Annotated in this window: 16 protein-coding genes; 6 read left to right on the top strand and 10 right to left on the bottom strand. The window is 62.8% G+C overall.

Translation table 11 applies throughout. The features are described from left to right. Positions 1-205: 205 nt before the first annotated feature. Genes ACVWSC_RS13480 through ACVWSC_RS13440 form a run of 9 tightly spaced genes read right to left on the bottom strand, consistent with a single transcriptional unit; the run spans position 206 to position 9,154 of the window. Entirely contained in the window at positions 206-1,438 is a 1,233-nt protein-coding gene (locus ACVWSC_RS13480) for an acyl-CoA dehydrogenase family protein (RefSeq protein ID WP_442114128.1), read from the bottom strand. A 10-nt stretch (positions 1,439-1,448) separates the two neighbouring features. Beyond that, on the bottom strand, positions 1,449-2,366 hold the full coding sequence (locus ACVWSC_RS13475; RefSeq protein ID WP_442114127.1) for an SDR family NAD(P)-dependent oxidoreductase: 918 nt from the start codon (positions 2,364-2,366) through the stop codon (positions 1,449-1,451). 44 nt (positions 2,367-2,410) lie between these two features. Further along, positions 2,411-3,565 (bottom strand): acyl-CoA dehydrogenase family protein, encoded by a 1,155-nt coding sequence (locus tag ACVWSC_RS13470; protein ID WP_442114126.1) that lies wholly within the window; start codon positions 3,563-3,565, stop codon positions 2,411-2,413. A 30-nt stretch (positions 3,566-3,595) separates the two neighbouring features. Next, a complete protein-coding gene (locus ACVWSC_RS13465; RefSeq protein ID WP_442114125.1) occupies positions 3,596-4,399 on the bottom strand; it encodes an enoyl-CoA hydratase/isomerase family protein in 804 nt (267 codons plus the stop codon). A gap of 17 nt (positions 4,400-4,416) precedes the next feature. Further along, positions 4,417-5,163 carry an SDR family oxidoreductase gene (locus tag ACVWSC_RS13460; protein ID WP_442114124.1) on the bottom strand — a complete coding sequence of 249 codons (747 nt, stop codon included), beginning with the start codon at positions 5,161-5,163 and terminating at the stop codon, positions 4,417-4,419. An 11-nt stretch (positions 5,164-5,174) separates the two neighbouring features. Beyond that, complete coding sequence (locus tag ACVWSC_RS13455) at positions 5,175-6,323, bottom strand: thiolase family protein (RefSeq protein ID WP_442114123.1); 1,149 nt, start codon at positions 6,321-6,323, stop codon at positions 5,175-5,177. Next, positions 6,320-6,727, bottom strand: coding sequence for a Zn-ribbon domain-containing OB-fold protein (locus ACVWSC_RS13450; protein WP_442114122.1), 408 nt, complete (start codon positions 6,725-6,727; stop codon positions 6,320-6,322). Before ACVWSC_RS13450 ends, ACVWSC_RS13455 begins: the two co-directional genes overlap by 4 nt. 21 nt (positions 6,728-6,748) lie before the next feature. Beyond that, on the bottom strand, positions 6,749-7,945 hold the full coding sequence (locus ACVWSC_RS13445; protein ID WP_442114121.1) for an acetyl-CoA C-acetyltransferase: 1,197 nt from the start codon (positions 7,943-7,945) through the stop codon (positions 6,749-6,751). Positions 7,946-7,993: 48 nt separating this feature from the next. After that, complete coding sequence (locus tag ACVWSC_RS13440) at positions 7,994-9,154, bottom strand: CaiB/BaiF CoA transferase family protein (RefSeq protein WP_442114120.1); 1,161 nt, start codon at positions 9,152-9,154, stop codon at positions 7,994-7,996. Between the two features lie 452 nt (positions 9,155-9,606). Here ACVWSC_RS13440 and ACVWSC_RS13435 point away from each other — a divergent pair, with 452 nt between their 5' ends. The 6 genes from ACVWSC_RS13435 to ACVWSC_RS13410 all read left to right on the top strand — a co-directional run bounded on the left by ACVWSC_RS13435 (position 9,607) and on the right by ACVWSC_RS13410 (position 14,704). Next, a complete protein-coding gene (locus ACVWSC_RS13435) occupies positions 9,607-10,443 on the top strand; it encodes an enoyl-CoA hydratase/isomerase family protein (protein ID WP_442114119.1) in 837 nt (278 codons plus the stop codon). Between the two features lie 187 nt (positions 10,444-10,630). Continuing rightward, positions 10,631-11,731 carry an acyl-CoA dehydrogenase family protein gene (locus tag ACVWSC_RS13430; protein ID WP_442114299.1) on the top strand — a complete coding sequence of 367 codons (1,101 nt, stop codon included), beginning with the start codon at positions 10,631-10,633 and terminating at the stop codon, positions 11,729-11,731. A 26-nt stretch (positions 11,732-11,757) separates the two neighbouring features. Beyond that, a complete protein-coding gene (locus ACVWSC_RS13425; protein WP_442114118.1) occupies positions 11,758-12,942 on the top strand; it encodes a lipid-transfer protein in 1,185 nt (394 codons plus the stop codon). Positions 12,943-12,972: 30 nt separating this feature from the next. Then, the gene (locus ACVWSC_RS13420; protein WP_442114117.1) at positions 12,973-13,413 is read left to right on the top strand and encodes a MaoC family dehydratase N-terminal domain-containing protein; all 441 of its coding nucleotides are present in this window, start codon (positions 12,973-12,975) and stop codon (positions 13,411-13,413) included. Positions 13,414-13,434: 21 nt separating this feature from the next. Further along, positions 13,435-13,851, top strand: coding sequence for a MaoC family dehydratase (locus ACVWSC_RS13415; protein ID WP_442114116.1), 417 nt, complete (start codon positions 13,435-13,437; stop codon positions 13,849-13,851). A gap of 28 nt (positions 13,852-13,879) precedes the next feature. Beyond that, positions 13,880-14,704, top strand: coding sequence for an SDR family NAD(P)-dependent oxidoreductase (locus tag ACVWSC_RS13410; protein WP_442114115.1), 825 nt, complete (start codon positions 13,880-13,882; stop codon positions 14,702-14,704). 66 nt (positions 14,705-14,770) lie between these two features. On the opposite strand, the gene ACVWSC_RS13405 is transcribed toward ACVWSC_RS13410, so the two are convergent. Further along, on the bottom strand, positions 14,771-17,554 hold the full coding sequence (locus ACVWSC_RS13405; protein WP_442114114.1) for a winged helix-turn-helix domain-containing protein: 2,784 nt from the start codon (positions 17,552-17,554) through the stop codon (positions 14,771-14,773). Between the last annotated feature and the right edge of the window lie 129 nt (positions 17,555-17,683).

Genomic DNA, 17,683 nt, shown 5'->3' with positions numbered 1-17,683 from the left:
TTTATCGGCTTGTTTTCATCCGCAGATTTTGCGGTTCAGCGCGGGGCGTTACCCAAGGTGACACCGTGTGCGGGGCGGCTAGCTGGCCTTCGGTGGGCAACTGTCATGATCATCCGGTGTGGGAGCGGGCTTGCCCCGCGATACGATGTGACGGGCAAGCCGCAATCGCGGGGCAAGCCCGCTCCTACCACAGAACTTAACGAGTTCAGAACGCGGTATCGCCCCCGAGCAAGCGACGGGCAATGGTCCGGCGTTGAATTTCCGAGGTACCATCCGGAATGCGCATGATGCGGGCGAAGCGGAAACCCTCTTCCAGCCGCAGTTCATTGGTCAGCCCCATGCCGCCATGCACCTGCATGCAACGGTCCATGACCCGGCACAGCATCTCGGTGGCGGACGCCTTGACGATCGATACTTCCTTGGTCGCCTGCTGGTTCTGGTCCACCAGCCATGCACAGTGCTGGATCATCGTTTTGCTGGCATAGATATCCATCGCGCACTCGGCCAGCATGTTCTGCACCGACTGGTGCTCGGCTATCGGTTTGCCAAAGGTCTTGCGCACCTTGGCGTACTCCAGCGCCTGGTCCAGCGCCCAACGTGCCAGCCCCAGGCAAGACGCGGCCATGCTCAGGCGACCGGCGTTAACACCGTCGAGCGCCACGCTCAAACCGCGATCCACCGGGCCGAGACGATGGTTGTCCGGCACCCGTACCTGATCCAGTGAGACGATACCGATGTCTGCGCCCAAGTGGCCCATCACCGGTATAGTGCTCGGCACCGAGAAGCCGGTTGTTTGCGTCGGCACGAAAAAGCCGGTAATGCCGCCACGCCCGGCACGGGCCTGTTCCTCGTCGGTCACGGCAAATATCATCGCGTAGTCGGCATACGGCGCGTTGGTGATCCACTGCTTGGTGCCGGTGATCAGCCAATCGTCACCGTCACGCACAGCGCGGGTGCGCATGGCGAACACATCGGAGCCGGCATCAGGCTCGCTCAGGCCAAAACACAGGGTCTTGTCACCATTGGCGATCTGTTCGTGGTACAGCGCCAGCACTGCCGGGTCCAGGTGCTTGAGCACCGGCGACAAGCCATTGGTGAACGGCGAAGGCAACACCACGGTCTGGATCAAATGCCGCGACGGCCCAACATGCGCGTTAAGGCGCTCCTGAATGTAAACCGCCGCTTGCGCGCCCAACCCGCTGCCGCCCAGCGACTCGTCGCTCAGCGCGGTGTAGAAGCCGGCCTCGGCGGACAACATGCGCACGCGGCGGCGCAACACGGTCAGTTCAGGTGCATAGCGCCCGTCTTCGGTGTAGACGGTGCGCTCGCTGGACAGCAACCCCTGGTGCTGTTGTTCCAGTGGCTCGACCTCACGGTCGATGAAACGGATCAGGGCATCGCCAAACGCGACCCACTCAGATGGCAAGGTGTAATCCATGATGCGCTCCTCAGACCGGATCCCAGCCAAACACGTCGGCGGACACTTCCAGTGGCAAGAATGATGGGGTGAATGCCGGCAGCATGTGTTCGGCCAGCGCCTTCGCGGTCCAGCCTTCGGCACGGTGCAGCGAACGCACCGGACGTGGTTGGTTCATCAGGAAAATCTCGTTGCGGCGCATGGTGAAGATCTGCCCATTGACGCTGGCGGCGGCATCACTGGCGAGGAATACCGCCAGTGCAGCGATGGGCGCCGGGGTCATGCTTTTGATTTTTTCCACACGCGCGGCCTGTGCCGGATCGTCCGACGGAATCGAGCCGACCATGCGGCTCCAGGCGAATGGCGAGATGCAATTGGAACGAATGCCATAACGCGCCATGTCCAGGGCAATCGACTTCGACAGCCCAACGATCCCCAGCTTCGCTGCCGCATAGTTAGCCTGGCCGATGTTGCCGACCAGCCCCGAGGTGGAGGTCATGTGCACGAACGCGCCACTTTGCTGGGCACGAAAATGCGTGGCAGCGGCACGGCTGACATTGAAGGTTCCGAACAGGTGTACCTGAATCACCGCTTCGAACTCTTCCGGGGTCATTTGATGGAAGATCCGGTCGCGCAAGATACCGGCGTTGTTCACCACGCTGTCCAGTCGGCCGTAGGTGTCGACGGCGGCCTCGACCAGGCGACTGGCGCTGGACCACTGCGCTACGCTGTCGCGGTTGACGATGGCCTCGCCGCCCTCGGCCTTGATCAGATCGACCACGTCCTGGGCCGGGTCTTCGTCCTGGGCCTCCCCGGTCACCGAAACACCAACATCGTTGACCACCACCCGGGCGCCGTTGCGGGCCATCTGCAGGGCCATCTCACGGCCGATGCCACGACCGGCGCCGGTGACGATAACCACCTTGCCTTCCATCATCTGTTCACTCATTGCGGACTCCGCTTCTTGTTGTTGTCGGGGGTGTTGCAGCTTGCTCAGCGGAACGCGCTGATGCCGGTGATCTCGCGGCCCTGGATCAACGCCAGAATGCCGTTCATGCCATCGGGTACCTGGAACATGCGCGCGTCGCGCCACAGGCGCTCGATGCCCAGTTCTTCGGTGATGCCCATGCCGCCGTGAATCTGGATCGCCAAGTTGATCGCCCGCTCACAGGCGGTCGTCGCGTAGCGCTTGGCCATTGCCGAGCTGCCGTTGGCGCGCAGCCCGCGATCCATGGCATCGAGGGCCTGATAGCAGAGCAGCCGCGAGGTGACGATCTGGGTTTCGATGTCAGCCAGGTCTTGCTGCACCAGCTGATGGGCCGCCAGCGGTTTGCCGAACTGTTCACGGACCTTGGTATATTCCACGGCCATGTCGAAGGCTTTTTGCGCCAAGTGCACGCACATCAGGCCGATCAGCGGACGGTTGCCGTTCCAGCCGACCGTGAGAGTTTTCGCCGCGTCGCCCGCTTCGCCAATGAGGTGGCTGAGGGGAATCCGGGTTTCTTCGAACACCACTTCACTCAAGTGCCCTTGCTGCAGACCGGTGACGCCGATTTCGCGCACATCGACTTCCGACTGACTGCGGTCGACCAGTGCGCGTTGCGCCAACGGTCTGCCGCGCTCGTCGTTACCCAGGGTGCACGACACGTTGAGCACATCGCAGATCGAGGCGTTGGTGATCCACAGTTTGCGTCCGGTGATAAAGGCGCTGTCGCCCTCCACGCGGATGCGCGTCTTCACCGCATTGGAGTCAGAGCCGGCATTGACTTCGGAGTTGGCCGTGCAAGCGATCTTGCGTCCGGCGATCAGGTCCGGCAGGTAGCGCTGGCTGATCTCGGGCGGGCAGCCGGAGTAGATCCGCGCCACCGTGCCTTCATGGGAAATCAGCGACAGCGCGACGATGGCCGGCAACTGCTCGACGATCAGCCCGTAGTCGAGCATCTGCAGACCACCGCCCCCGGCTTCGACCGGCAAGCGAGGTGCGGTGATGCCCAGTTCGGCCAGCGCGGCATAGATCTGCAGCATCGCCGCTTTAGGCAGTGGCCGGTCCACCGGGTGTTTGGCAAGTACCGGGTCAATTTGATCGCGCACCATGCGTTTGGCGGCATCGATCATCATTTCCTGGGATTCGGTCAGGGCAAAATTCATGCTGGGTTTCTCACGATAAACAGGAAGAGATCAGGCGCCGCTGTACTTCGGTGGACGCTTTTGCGCGAACGCCATGCGCCCCTCGATGCGGTCCTTGCTGTCGCGCAACAAGCCCCAGTGCAGATTCGACTGGGCAACAAAGTCACGCGGCGCCAGATGGGCGGTTTGCACCGCCAGTTGCTTGATCGACTGCACCGCGAGTGGGCCGTTGCCAGCGATGCGCTGTGCCAGCTCCAGCGCGAACGGCAACAGCTGCCCGGGTGGCACCAGGTCACTGATCAACCCTATGCGCAAGGCTTCTTCGGCGCTGATACGCTCGCCGGTCAGGGCCATTTTCATCGCCTGCGCCGCCGGTACTGCGCGCAGCAGGTACTGCACGCCACCCACTGCCGGAATGCTGGCCACCTTGGCTTCAGGCAGTGCAAACGATGCGCCTTCAGCGGCAATACGCAGGTCGCACTGCAGGGCCAACTCCAGGCCACCGCCCAGGCAATAGCCGTTGATGGCGGCGATCACCGGTTTCCATACGTCCAGGTCGCTGAGGTCGAGCAGGCGTGTGTAACCACCCTCCTCGGCCTCGGTTTCACGGCTTTTCAGGGCGCCACTGATGAAATCCGTCGCCGGTGGCAGCGTTGCCTTGAGGTTCGCCCCGGAGCAAAACGCCCGTTCGCCCGCCCCGGTGATCACGATCACACGGATCTGGCTGTCGTCCTGACAGGCCACCAGCGATTTGCGCAGGTGCATCAGGTCACCGATGGTCAGCGCGTTGTGTGAGTCAGGTGCGTCCAGCGTGATGAGCGCGACGTGGTCGATGATCTTGAATTGAATGGCCATGCAGGAACTCCCGTGGGCTACACGCTTGGACTCGACAGTGAGCGACCGCCACAGACGTACAAGGTCTGGCCGGTGATGTAGGAAGACTTGGCGCTGGCGAACATCAGCACGGCCTGGGCGATGTCGTCCGGCGTACCGATGCGGCCAACCGGAATCGTCGACATGATCCGGGCACGTTGCTCAGCGGAAAGCGGCGCCAGAATCGGCGTGTCGATGGCCCCCGGCGCTACTACGTTGGCGGTAATGCCGTGCTTTGCCAATTCGATGGCCAGCGAACGGGTCAAGCTGACCACGCCGCCCTTGGCCGCCGAATAGTTGGCCTGGCCGAACGCACCGAGCCAGGCGCGCGAAGAGATGTTGACGATACGCCCAAAGCCCTGCTCGATCATCCCCGGCACAACCGCTTTAACGCACAGAAACTGCGATTTCAGGTTGACGTCGATCACCAGGTCCCAGTCTTGCTCGGTCAGGTTGACGATGCGTTTGTCGCGGGCCATCCCGGCGTTGTTGACCAACAGATCCGGGGTCTTCCAGCGTGCCGTGACCTGGGCCACTGCAGCATTGACCTGTTCGCTGGAGGTCACGTCGACGCAAATGCCCATCAAGCGATCGGCGTATTCACCGGATTGCGCGATCTGCGCTTCCATGGCCTGGCTGTTCAGGTCAAACATGGCGACGGCGTACCCTTCGCGCAACAGCGCCTGAGTCAGGCCCTGGCCAATGCCCTGGGCGCCGCCGGTAACGATAGCTACATGGTTATTCATTTAGATATTCCTCAACGTCCCAGAATGTGAACGGCAGATGCCGCGTGATCGACCCCAGCGATACCGCCGCCCGTGCATTGGGTCAGGGCCAGCGAGGCGTCGTGAACCTGGCGGTCGCCAGCGCGACCTTCCAGTTGCCATACCGCCTCTACCATCTGCGCGACGCCGGTGGCGCCCAGCGGATGGCCTTTGGCAAGCAGGCCGCCGCTGGGGTTGACCACCACCTCACCGCCCAGGCGGGTGGCACCACTGCGCAGCAGTTCGTGGGCCTCGCCGCGCTTGCACAAGCCAAGCGCGTCGTAATAGATAAGTTCGGCGATGGTGAACGCATCGTGCAGCTCGACCAGGTCCAGGTCCGCCGCGGTGACGCCCGCCTGCTGGTAGGCCAGGTTCGCGGCGCGGGCGGTGATTTCAGCCGCGAGGATGTCATCGCTGCCGGTTTCACAACGGCCCGACTGAATCACCGACGCCAGCACCTTCACCGGCTTTGCCCGGCGTGATGGCTGACGTGTGGTCAGCACCAGTGCGGCGGCGCCATCCACCGCCGATGGGCAGCATTGCAGCAACGTCAGTGGGTCGAAGACTATGCGCGAGTTCATCACTTCGTCGATCGACACCGTGGTGCGCGTTTGTGCATAGGGGTTGAGCGCGCCGTGGCTGCGGTTTTTCACCGCCACCGCGCCAAGGTCTTCGGCGCCGACACCGAACTCGTGCAGGTAACGGGTGGCACGCATCGCGTAGATGGCCGGCAAAGCCATGCCGGCACGCACATACAGGTCGGTCATGTAGTCATTGCGTTGCAACGGGATGGTGCCACCGCCCAGGGCGGTGAGTTGCTCGACACCGAACACCAGCACGGTGTCGTAGATCCCGGCCTGCAGGGCGTGGCACGCCAGGTGCACGCCGCTGGCGCCACTGGCGCAGGCGTTCTCGACGTTGTAGATCGGCAAGCCCGATAGCCCCAGGTCGCGCATCAGCACTTGGCCCAGGACCATGCCGCCGAACACGTTGCACGAGTAGATCGATTGCACCGACCCGAGCTCGATGCCGGCATCGGCCACTGCACCGAGCACAGCGGTTTGCGCCAAGTCTTGCATCGAAGCGTTGTGGCGGCCGAACGGCGTCATGGCGACCCCGGCGATGTAGACGGGTTTGTTCATGCCACAGACTCCTGATTCAACGGTGCAAAGCTATAGATCGGGCCGGTTGGCGTGTCGCTGACGCACAGACGCAGCGCTTCGCCGATGCGTGGCGAACGCCCCTGGGGATAGTCCAGGCGCGCAAACACCCGCAGTCCTTCGGGAAAATCCGCCAGGCCCAGCGCTTGTGGCGCCTTGTTGGCCTTCGGGCTGGAATGCACCACGGTGTAGCTGTACAGCATTGGTGTTGAGTCGAGCTCGATCAGCTCGCACTCGGCAAAAAGTGGTGAAGTCGCTGGCAACGGCGGGAAGTGCAAGCCTTCATGGCCTTTGCGCCGACACGCGAGCAATACCGTGCGGCCATTGCGATCACGCCACGGCTGTTCGCTCGGCGCAGGCGTGGTGTCTTGAGTAGTGATGTTCATGGGTATTCCTTGTCGATCAGATCAGAGGCGTTCGAACACTGCAGCCAGGCCCTGGCCACCGCCGATGCACATGGTTTCCAGGCCGTAACGGGCGTCGCGACGCTCCATTTCGTGAAGCATCGAGGTGAGGATGCGAATTCCGGTGGCGCCGATCGGGTGCCCCAGTGAAATGCCCGAACCGTTGACGTTGATCCGCGGGTCGTCTTCCAGCCCCCACTCACGCAACACCGCCAGCACCTGGCCGGCGAAGGCTTCGTTGACTTCGATCAGGTCCATGTCCGCCAGGCTCAGGCCCAGGCGTGGTAACAGACGTGCCACGGCGGGTACCGGGCCGATGCCCATACGCAACGGGTGGCAACCCGCCGAGGCCCACCCCGCCAGCCGCGCCATCGGCACCAGGCCGTGCGCGTTGAGAAAGCGCTCGGACACCACCAGGCAACCGGCAGCGGCATCGTTCTGTTGACTGGCGTTGCCGGCGGTCACGGTGCCGCCCTTGAGCAAGGTCGGGAGCCTGGCCATCGCCTCGAGGTTTGCGTCTTCACGTATGCCTTCGTCACGGCTGATCAACAGCGGCGGGCCTTTGCGCTGCGGCACTTCGACCGGCAGCAGCTCCTTGTCGAAAAGCCCATCGCGCCAAGCCGCTGCGGCACGTTGATGACTGCGCACCGCCCACAGGTCAGCGGCTTCACGGCTGATGTCGTAGTCGTTAACCAGGTTTTCCGCGGTTTCGGCAGCACCGGAACATTCGCCGTAACGGCTTACCGGTTGCGAGTTGGCGCGGCCCCGATCCAGGCGATCATGCAGGGTCACATCGCCCAGGCGTGCGCCCCAGCGCATGTGGGTGCTGTAGTACTCGATGTTGCTCATGCTCTCGACGCCCGCGACCATCACGCAGTCGGCCACGCCGGTTTCAATCTGCATCGCCGCATCGATGACCGCTTGCAGGCCGGAGCCGCAACGCCGGTCCACGGTATAACCGGGCACTTCGTCAGGCAGACCGGCCAGCGACGCGGCATACCGACCCATGCACGGCGCCTCGCTGGACTGATAGGACTGGGCGACGATGACTTCGTCGATCCGTTGCTGCGGCACGCCGGATCGCTCGATCACCGCACGAATGACCTGCGCCGCCAGCTGAGCTGCCGTCAGCGGCGACAGCCCACCGCCGAACTTGCCGATGGGCGTACGCAAGGGGGAAACAATGTAGGCATGGGACATGATGGTCTCGACTGATCGGTTCAATACGGATTGGGAGTGATCGGTGATTCAGCACTCGGACTGAAAATCCAGGCCTTGTGCCCGCAGGCGTTCAATCGCAGCGGCGTCAAAGCCCCAGTCGCGCAAGGCCTCGCCACCGTGCTCACCGCGTCGCGGTGCTGGCCTCGGTTGCGCCGACGGTGTGCCAAGAAAGCGTGGAGCTGGAACCGGCTGTACCACGCCGGCCACTTCGATAAAGCTGCCGCGTGCCTGGCTGTGCGGATGATCGGGGGCTTCAGCAAAGCCAAGCACCGGCGCGACACAGGCGTCACTGCCTTCGAACACCTGGCACCAGTGCTCGCGTGTGTGCTTGCCGAAGGCCTCGGTGAAGGCTTCACGCAGGCGCGGCCACCCGGCTTTGTCGTGTTGCCTGGGCAACCCGGCCTCGGACAGGCCGAGCTTGACCAGCAGTTCCGTGTAGAACCGCGACTCCACCGGGCCGATGGCCATGTAGTGGTTATCGAGCGTGCAATAGGTGTCGTACCAGGGTGCGCCGCCATCCAACAGGTTGCTGCCGCGTTGCTCGTGCCAGTTACCGCTGGCGAGCAAGCCCCAAATCACCGAGCCCAGTTGCGCGGCCCCTTCGGTCATCGCGGCATCCACCACCTGCCCTGCTCCGCCGCGCTGCACATTGAGCAGCGCGGCCAATACCCCCACGGCCAGCAACATGCCGCCTCCACCGTAGTCGCCCACCACGTTGAGCGGTGGTAGCGGTCGCCCACCCAAGGGACCGATACCGGACAGCACGCCGCTCAGTGCGATGTAGTTGAGGTCATGCCCGGCGCGTTGCGACAACGGACCGGTCTGCCCCCAGCCGGTCATGCGTCCGTACACCAGGCGCGGATTGCGTGCCAACGCCACCTCGGGGCCCAACCCGAGACGCTCCATGGCGCCGGGACGCAAACCTTCGATCAGCACATCGGCGCGCTCGATCAACTCCAGCGCTGCCGAGACACCTTCAGGGCGCTTGAGATCCAGGGTGACCGAGCGCCGGTTGCGACCGCAGATATCGATACGCGGCCCTTCCAGCTTAGGCCCCAGATCACCCGCCGCCGCCGCGCGGTCGATACGCACCACATCGGCCCCCATGTCGGCCAGCAACATCGTGCCGAACGGCGCGGGGCCTATCGCTTCGAATTCCACTACACGAATGCCGCTGAGCACGCCCATCTGCTTACCCTTCTACTTGTTGTAATACGCCGGGTCGTGGTGCCCGGCGCCAGTGCACACAAGTAGAGCAACGCAGTCTCTGCGCTCGACCACCCGCGTCGGGTGGCGGTTATGTTGGCTTTGGGGGCTGTGGGCTTATCCATTTGATGTGAGGGCTGTAATGGCCCCTTCCGCCTTTACGGCGGCTTACTTTCCTCTTGGGGAAAGTAAGCAAAACTGCGGCGCCTGATCCATCGCGCATGGAAAGCCAAAACCGGTGGGAGCGGGCTTGCCCCGCGATGCGCTGTGACTGACACACCGCTATCGCGGGGCAAGCCCGCTCCTACTGGCAAGAGGTCAGCGAAACCAGCACATCCACTATTTGAGCTTGATCCACCCACCCTGGGTGGCGCTGGACAATCGGTGAAGTCAGAGCATGGCGCTTCAACCGTCACTGACACGAGATCACCGCCATGCCCACCGAACGCATCCCGTTGCGCGAATCGCAGCTTTTAATCAACGACGGTGTCGCCGAGTTCTCGCACCAGAACCCGGCCTCGCGCAACGCCCTGACCATGGAGTTACGCAAGGACTACACCGAGATGCTCGATCGCGTACAAGCGGATCGCAGCATTCGCGCCCTGGTGATCACCGGTTCAGGTGGAAGCTTCTGCGCCGGCGGCGATCTGAAGTCGCTCAAGGAACGCCAGAGCAGCACCGACCCGGAACTCAACTCCGCCGACGCCATGCGCCGACGCCTGCAAGCAGTGCATGTGTGGATGGAACGCTTGCGCAATCTGGAGATCCCGGTGATCGCCGCCGTCGACGGCCCGGCCTACGGCGCCGGTTTCGCCATTTCGCTGGCCGCCGACTTTGTCCTGGCATCCAGTCGAGCATCGTTTTGCATGTCGTTTGCCAAGGTCGGCCTGGTGCCGGATTCGGGCGCGCTGTACATGCTGCCAAGGGTGGTGGGCATGCAGATGGCCAAGGAACTGATGTTCACCGCGCGCCGCGTCAGCGTTTCCGAAGCCAAGACACTGGGCATCGTTCATGCGGTGTACGAACCCGAAGATCTACAGGCCAGCGCCATGGCGTTTGCCCGCCGCTTCGCCGACAGCCCCCGTGAAGTACTGGCACTGAGCAAAAGCCTGCTGAACAAGAGTTTCGAAACACCCTACGCCACCCTCGCTGAACTGGAATGCCACGCCCAGGCTGTGGTGTCGACTGCGCCTTATCACGCCCGCGCCGTTTCCTGCTTCCTGCAAGGCGAGCCTGCGCCCTTTGACTGGGAGCGCATGAACAAGGCCTGAGCGAATGCCCGCCACCCGCCGTGGGTGGCGTTCGCTCAGCGCCTCGGTCCTACCGTAGACCACAAGCATGCAGATGCACTTTTTGCCTGACCAACACAACAACAGGGCCCGACGCAGACTGTCCGCCCACACCATCAAGGAGTCTCCTGTGCACATCGCCCGAACGGTCTACCGCGACGACCATGAGATGTTTCGCACCACCGCACGACGCTTTTTCGAGCGTGAGTGCGTGCCTCGCCAAGCGGCGTGGAACAAAGCCGGCCAGTGGGATCGGGAAACCTGGCTGAAAGCCGGGCGCGAAGGCCTGCTGGGGATCACCATCCCTACCGAATACGGCGGTGGTGGTGGCGATTTCGGGCATAGCGCGGTGTACGCCGAAGAGTTCACCCGTGCCGACCTGTCCGGCAATGGCATGGGCATGCACTCGGACATCATCGCGCCGTACATCAATCGCTGCGGCAGCGAGGAGCAAAAACGCAAATGGCTGCCAGGCGCCTGTTCGGGTGAGATCATTCTGGCCATCGCGATGACCGAGCCCAATACCGGCAGCGACCTCAAGGCCGTGCGTACCACCGCTATTCGTGATGGCGACGAATACGTGATCAACGGCAGCAAGACCTTCATCAGCAATGGCCTGACCGCCGACCTGATCATTGTGGTGTGCAAAACCGACCCCGCCGCTGGTGCCAAAGGCATCAGCCTGATTGCCGTCGAAGCCGACCGCCCGGGCTTTCAACGTGGCCGCAAACTGGAAAAGCTCGGCCAGCATGCCCAGGACACCGCCGAGCTGTACTTCGACAACGTACGGGTACCGGTCAGCAATCGCCTGGGCGAAGAAGGCATGGGCTTTAGCTACCTGATGGGCGAATTGCCCCAGGAGCGGTTCTGCATTGCCGTTTCCGCTGCCGCCCGCCTGGAAACCGCGCTGGAACAAACCCTGGCTTACGTCAAGGAACGCAAAGCGTTCGATCAGACGGTCTGGGACTTTCAGAACACCAAATTCAAGCTGGTGGACATCAAGGCACAGGCCGTCGCCGTGCGCCTGATGATCGACCACTACCTGGGCGAACACATGCGCCGGCGCCTCACGCTCGAAGAAGCGGCGATCGCCAAGCTCTACGCCACCGAAACCCTGGGCAAGGCCCTGGACGACATGGTCCAGCTGCATGGCGGCTACGGCTACATGCTTGAGTACCCGGTAGCGCGCGCTTTTGTCGATTCGCGTGTGACCCGCATATATGGCGGCACCAGTGAAGTGATGCGCGAACTGATCGCTCGCAAGCTCTGAACCCACAACAACAAGGAAAACACCCCGTGAGCACTAACGTATTCGTTGCCGGCGTCGGCATGATCCCGTTCAAAAAACCCGGTACCAGCGAGACCTACGACGTCATGGGCGAACAGGCGATTCGCCTGGCCCTGGCCGACGCGGGCCTGGATTACAGCGATATCCAGCAGGCGTACGCTGGCTACGTCTATGGCGATTCGACCTGCGGACAGAAAGCGCTGTACCGCGTGGGCATGACCGGCATCCCGGTGCTCAACGTCAATAACAACTGTGCCACCGGTTCCTCTGCCCTGTTTCTGGCGCGTCAGGCCGTACAAAGCGGCGCGGTGGATTGTGCACTGGCCTTCGGCTTCGAACAGATGAACCCCGGTTCGCTGAAATCGGTCTGGACCGATCGTCCTGGTGCGCTTGAACGCGCCAACACGCTGGTCGACGAGCTGGTCGGCATGCCGGACATGCCCAACGCCATCCGCCAGTTCGCCGGCGCGGGCCGCGCGCACATGGAAAAGTACGGAACCAAACTGGAGACCTTCGCCAAGATTCGCGCCAAGGCCAGCCAACACGCGGCGCGTAACCCGTTGGCGGTGTTTCGCAACATCGTCAGCAGCGACGAAGTCATGGCCGCACCGATGTTGTGGGACGGCGTGCTGACCCGTTTGATGGCGTGCCCGCCTACCTGTGGTAGCGCGGCGGCCATCGTGGTGTCCGAAGCCTTCGCCAAAAAGCACGGTTTGCGCACCGACGTGATGATCGCAGGACAAGCCCTGGCTACCGACACCCCCAGCACCTACGACAGCCGCGACATGATCCGCGTGGTCGGCTTTGACGTCACCCGCCTGGCGGCAAAGATTGCCTATGAACAAGCCGGCATTGAACCGTATGACATCAACGTCATCGAGTTGCACGACTGCTTCGCGCAAAACGAACTGCTGACCTACGAAGCCCTGGGGCTGTGCCCTGAGGGTGGCGCTGAAATGCTGGTGAGTGATGGTGACAACACGTATGGCGGCCAATGGGTCGTCAATCCGTCCGGAGGTTTGCTTTCCAAGGGCCACCCACTGGGCGCTACCGGCCTTGCGCAGTGCTATGAGCTGACCCACCAGCTGCGTGGTACGGCCGAACAGCGCCAGGTCGAGGGTGCACGCATTGCCGTGCAACACAACCTTGGCCTGGGTGGCGCGGGTGTGGTCACCGTGTTCAAAAAGAACTGAACCGCCGGATAGCGACAGGAGCCCTTGCACATGATCGATAAAAAGCACATCGGCAAACAGCTGCCGACCTTTCACGCCGTAGCCGAAGCCTCGCAATTGAGATTCTTCGCCAAGGCCACCGGGGAAACCAACCCGATTTACTTTCAGCAGCAGGCAGCCCGTGACGCCGGTTATCCCGACTTGCCACTGCCGCCGACCTTTCTGTTCTCGCTGGCATTCCAGGCGCCCTCCAACGCCTGGCGTGACGAGCTGGGGATAGTGTCTTCACGCATCCTGCACGGTGAGGAGACCTTCCGTTACCACCGCATGGCGCACGCTGGCGACACCCTGTGTTTTGAAGTGCGAATCGCCGACATCTACGACAAAAAGGGCGGCGCCCTGGAGTTTGTGGTGCGGGAAACCCGCGTGACCAATCAGCGCGGCGAGCACGTGGCCGACCTGCGCGACGTACTTGTTCAGCGCAACGGCTGAAAAACCAGAACGGAGCCCTCTATGAACGCAATCAGTCTTGCAACCATTCACATCGGCGATGAGCTGCCGCCGCTGACCCTGCCAGCGATCAACCGCACCACCCTGGCGCTGTTCGCCGGTGCTTCGGGCGATCACAACGCGATTCACATCGACACCGACTATGCCCGCAAGGCCGGGATGCCCGATGTGTTCGCCCACGGCATGCTGTCGATGGCCTACCTCGGTCGCCTGTTGACCCAATGGGTCGACCAGCGTCAGTTGCGTGAATTTGGCGTGCGCTTTCTCGGTATCACTCACCTCGGCCACCAGGTTACCTGCACCGGCAAGGTCGTGGACAAGTTCGAGGTCGATGGCGAGCGACGCATTCGCCTGCACATCCAGACCACCAGCCAATACGGCGATATCAAGATCCTCGGCGATGCCGTGATTGCGCTGTAAGCGCAGCTATTTTTCAGGAGTCCGCAACATGGCAAAACTTGACGGCAAAGTCGCATTGGTCACCGGTTCCGGCCGCGGCATCGGCCAGTGCATCGCATTGAAACTGGCCAGCGAAGGTGCGCGGATCGTGATCAACGATCTGGACGCCGACCCGGCTCACGAAACCGCAGAGCTGATTCGCCAGATGGGTGGTGAAGCGGCGGTCTGCCATGGCAACGTCAGCGCTCCGGATTTCGCCGAGCGCTACATCAAGACCGCGATGGACCACTACAAGGGCATCGATATCATCGTCAACAACGCCGGTTACACCTGGGACGACGTGATCCAGAAGATGACCGACGAGCAGTGGTACGCGATCCTTGATTGCCACCTGACCGCGCCCTTCCGCATCCTGCGCGCGGCCTACCCGATCATCAAGGCGCAGGCGCAAGCTGAAGCGGCCGAAGGTCTGGAGGTGTTTCGCAAGGTGGTGAACATCTCCTCGGTGTCGGCGCTCAATGGCAACCCCGGGCAAATGAACTACGCCTCGGCCAAGGCCGGTGTCGGCGGCATGACCCGTTCCCTGGCCCGCGAATGGGGGCGTTTCAAGGTCAACGTCAACGCTGTGGCCTTCGGTTTCATCGAGACCCGCATGACCCGCGCCGACGCCCACGCCGGTGCAACGGTCAGCATCGACGGGCGCGACATCCGCGTCGGTGTCAGCCCGGAAATCGCCAAGTCCCACGCCCAGCGCAACCCCTTGGGTCGCGCGGGCACACCGCAGGAAGCGGCCGATGCGGTCTACCTGTTCTGCTCGCCCGAGTCGAACTACATCACCGCCCAGACCATTGCGGTGGCGGGTAACCTGCAGTAATCCCCAAGGCTAGCGCCCGTATTTCAACGGGTGCTAGCCACTCCAACGGTTGTCGGCTTTTGCGGTTTAAACGGCACCAGTGGCGGATTGGTGATCGCGCATACGGGCCACGGCCTCGTCACGACTGCTGACAGCCAGTTTGCTGTAGATGTGGCTGAGGTGCCATTTCACGGTTTCCGGTGAAAGTCCCAGGGCACGCGCAATTTTCTTGTTCGGCAGGGCCTGGGCCAACAGGCGCATGACCTCGAGTTCCCGTTCACTCAAGCATTCAATGCCCTGGCCAGCCGATTGCCGTGGCGTTTGCTCCGGCGCGACCTCGACGTCCACCCTTGCAACAGGACGGGTGGCCACAAGGCGCTCGACGTAGAACGCCAGGACCGGATCGAGCGGCTCCTGGGCGACCAGCTCGATGATCATGTCAAGCGCATCGGCATGGGCATCGATCAGGCTGCGGATCAACCCGAAGCGATGTCCGCGACGCAAGGCTTCGATGACTTTGTCCCGGGCCGCCTGCTCCTGACCAAGACGCCGATCGATGAACGCCCCGAAAATCATAATTCGCGCAGCCAGCCCATGACGGCCATGGTTCTCGCACCAGGTGAGCAGTTGCCCCAGGCGCAGCGAAGCGCCCTTGAGATCACCACGGGCCGCCTGCAGGCGTGCCTCGGCGTGCTGGGCAAGCATATGGATTTCGCTCAGCGGACTGTTTTCCACCTGTGGATGACGCGCATAAACGGCCGCCAGTTGCGCCATGCAGCTTTCGGTCGCCACTTGCTCGCCCAGCAACAGGTGCCAGTGCACCCGCCACACCAGGCTGTAGGCAATCAACCGGTCCAGCCCCAGCTTGCGGCCGTACTCATGCAGGCGCTCCAGGTAGGCAAAGGCTTCCTGGTGATGGCCCAGCGCCCATTGTGCCGACGCCAGGATGCCGAATACGCGCAGCACCGAATCGGGGATCGAGATGCGCTCCAGAATGTCCAGCCAGCCGCTCAACAGATCAAAGGCGGCCTGCACTTCGTTGGTTTCATAGAGCACCTGGCCAAGCAACGCGCCAGCCAGATAATAGGCGTCCGCGCATGATTTGCCGCCGTGTTCGGCCTCCTGCAGCACTTCGCGATAGACGCGCTCTGCCTGAGTGATCTGCCCCTGCATGGCCAGGCTCAAGCCGATCAGGCAGCGCCCCTGCAGACTGCCACCGGCGGTGCCGGTCAGGGGGGCACCATCGACAATCAGCAGCGGACGCTCCATCTGGATGCGTCGCGCCAATTCGTATTGGCCCTGGTGCATGTACAGCCAGGAACAGATGTTGATGCCCCCACCCACCATCACGGCGTTGGCCTCCTTGGGCGGGTGCAGCATTTGCGGCAGCACACTCAAGGCGCTGTCAATATCGTCGCGCTGCACCGCCAGCGTGGCGCGCAGCAGCACCAGGCGAAAACGCGCGGCGACGTCACTGAGCGGTACGCTGTGCCAGAGCTCCTCGATCAGCGCTTCGGCGGCAGAGAAGTCCTGGGCGAAAATGTGCAGGCGCGCCATCAGAATCCTCAGCGCCGGGCTTAGCCCTACTTGCTTGGCCGGCAACCGGCGCACCAGATTCACCAGCAGACGCAGGTCGCCATGGGCATACAGGCGCTCGGCTTGCGCCTCGACCAGACGCGCCGCCGCCGCACCCTGGCCCCCGAGCACCGCGTGGCGCACCGCTTCGTCCAGTTGATCGCGGTCACGAAACCAGCTCCACGCCCGGGCATGCACAATGCCTTGTTCTTCTTCGCTGCGGGTGGCAAAGCGCTTGAGCAGGATTTCTCGCAGCAGTGGGTGAAAGCGAAACCAGCGTTCAGGACCATAGCCTTCCACCGGGATCAGAAACAGGTTGTCGCTCTCCAGACGCGTCAGCAGTATGTTGGCATCGCCCAACGCTTCCGGCTGACCGGTAAGGGCGGCACACAGGGCGGCGCAGAAGCGGTTGCACACGGCCATGTGTACCAGTTGATCAACGTCGCCGGGCATCAGTTGCGCCAGGACGTTGTTGCCGAAAAACGCCTCGAAAGCCTGAGTGTCGCGCAACTGCGCCGGTGCCGTCTGGCTCTGGCGGGGGCGCTTGCGGCTCACGCACAGCAGTTGCAACCCGGCCACCCAACCGTCGGTTTGCTCGTACAGTTGACGGGCTTCGTTGTGGCTGATGGCGCCCAGTTGGGTCTGCAAGAAGCGCTCGCTTTCCTCCAGGCTGAAGCGCAGATCGCGAAAATCCAGTTCCAGGGTCATGGCCTGGCTACGCAGGCGGGCCAGCGAGAGTGGCACGACGCTGCGCGAGGCCAGCACCAGGTGCAGATTGGCGGGTGCATAGTCCAGCAGCCATTGCAGGGCTTCGTGGATACCCAGATCGGTAAGGCTGTGCAGGTCGTCCAGCACCAGCACCAATTCACGGCGGTGATTGGCGATGCCCCGCACCAAGGTGATGATCGTGCGCTCTACCGCCTCAGCGTCGATGCCACGCCCCTCCAGTTGCGACGCCTCACGCGCCATGCTGTCACCGACGCGGGCGATGCTGGCAATCAGGTAATCGAGGAAGCGGGCAAGCTCATTGTCTTCCTGGGTCAGGGTCAGCCAGGCGAAGTCGTACCCCAGCGGCAGCAATTGCTGCCGCCAGGCCAGCAAGGTACTGGTTTTGCCGCAGCCGGCCGGGCCGCGCAACACAACGCAGCGTTGCTGGCGGGCGGCAAGCAGGCGCGTTCGCAGTTGCTCACGGGCAATCAGGTTGCCGGTGCTGCGTGGCGGCTGCAGTTTGCTGGCGTCGACGGTGGAGAAAGCTGTGTCACCAGTAGATGCGGCGGGCCAGTTGTTATTGTTCATGGGCCAATCCGAAAGTGTAGTGAGTGGCGCCGAGGTTCTCGGTCGTCTTTTCAGCTTAACGCCTGTTGCCACCGAATGTGTATCCCTACCCTGCCACCCGACTCGGGTGGCGGTTGCGTTGCCCTGCAT

The sequence above is a fragment of the Pseudomonas sp. NUPR-002 genome (assembly GCF_056322725.1).
This window is presented reverse-complemented; position numbering and strand designations above follow the sequence as displayed.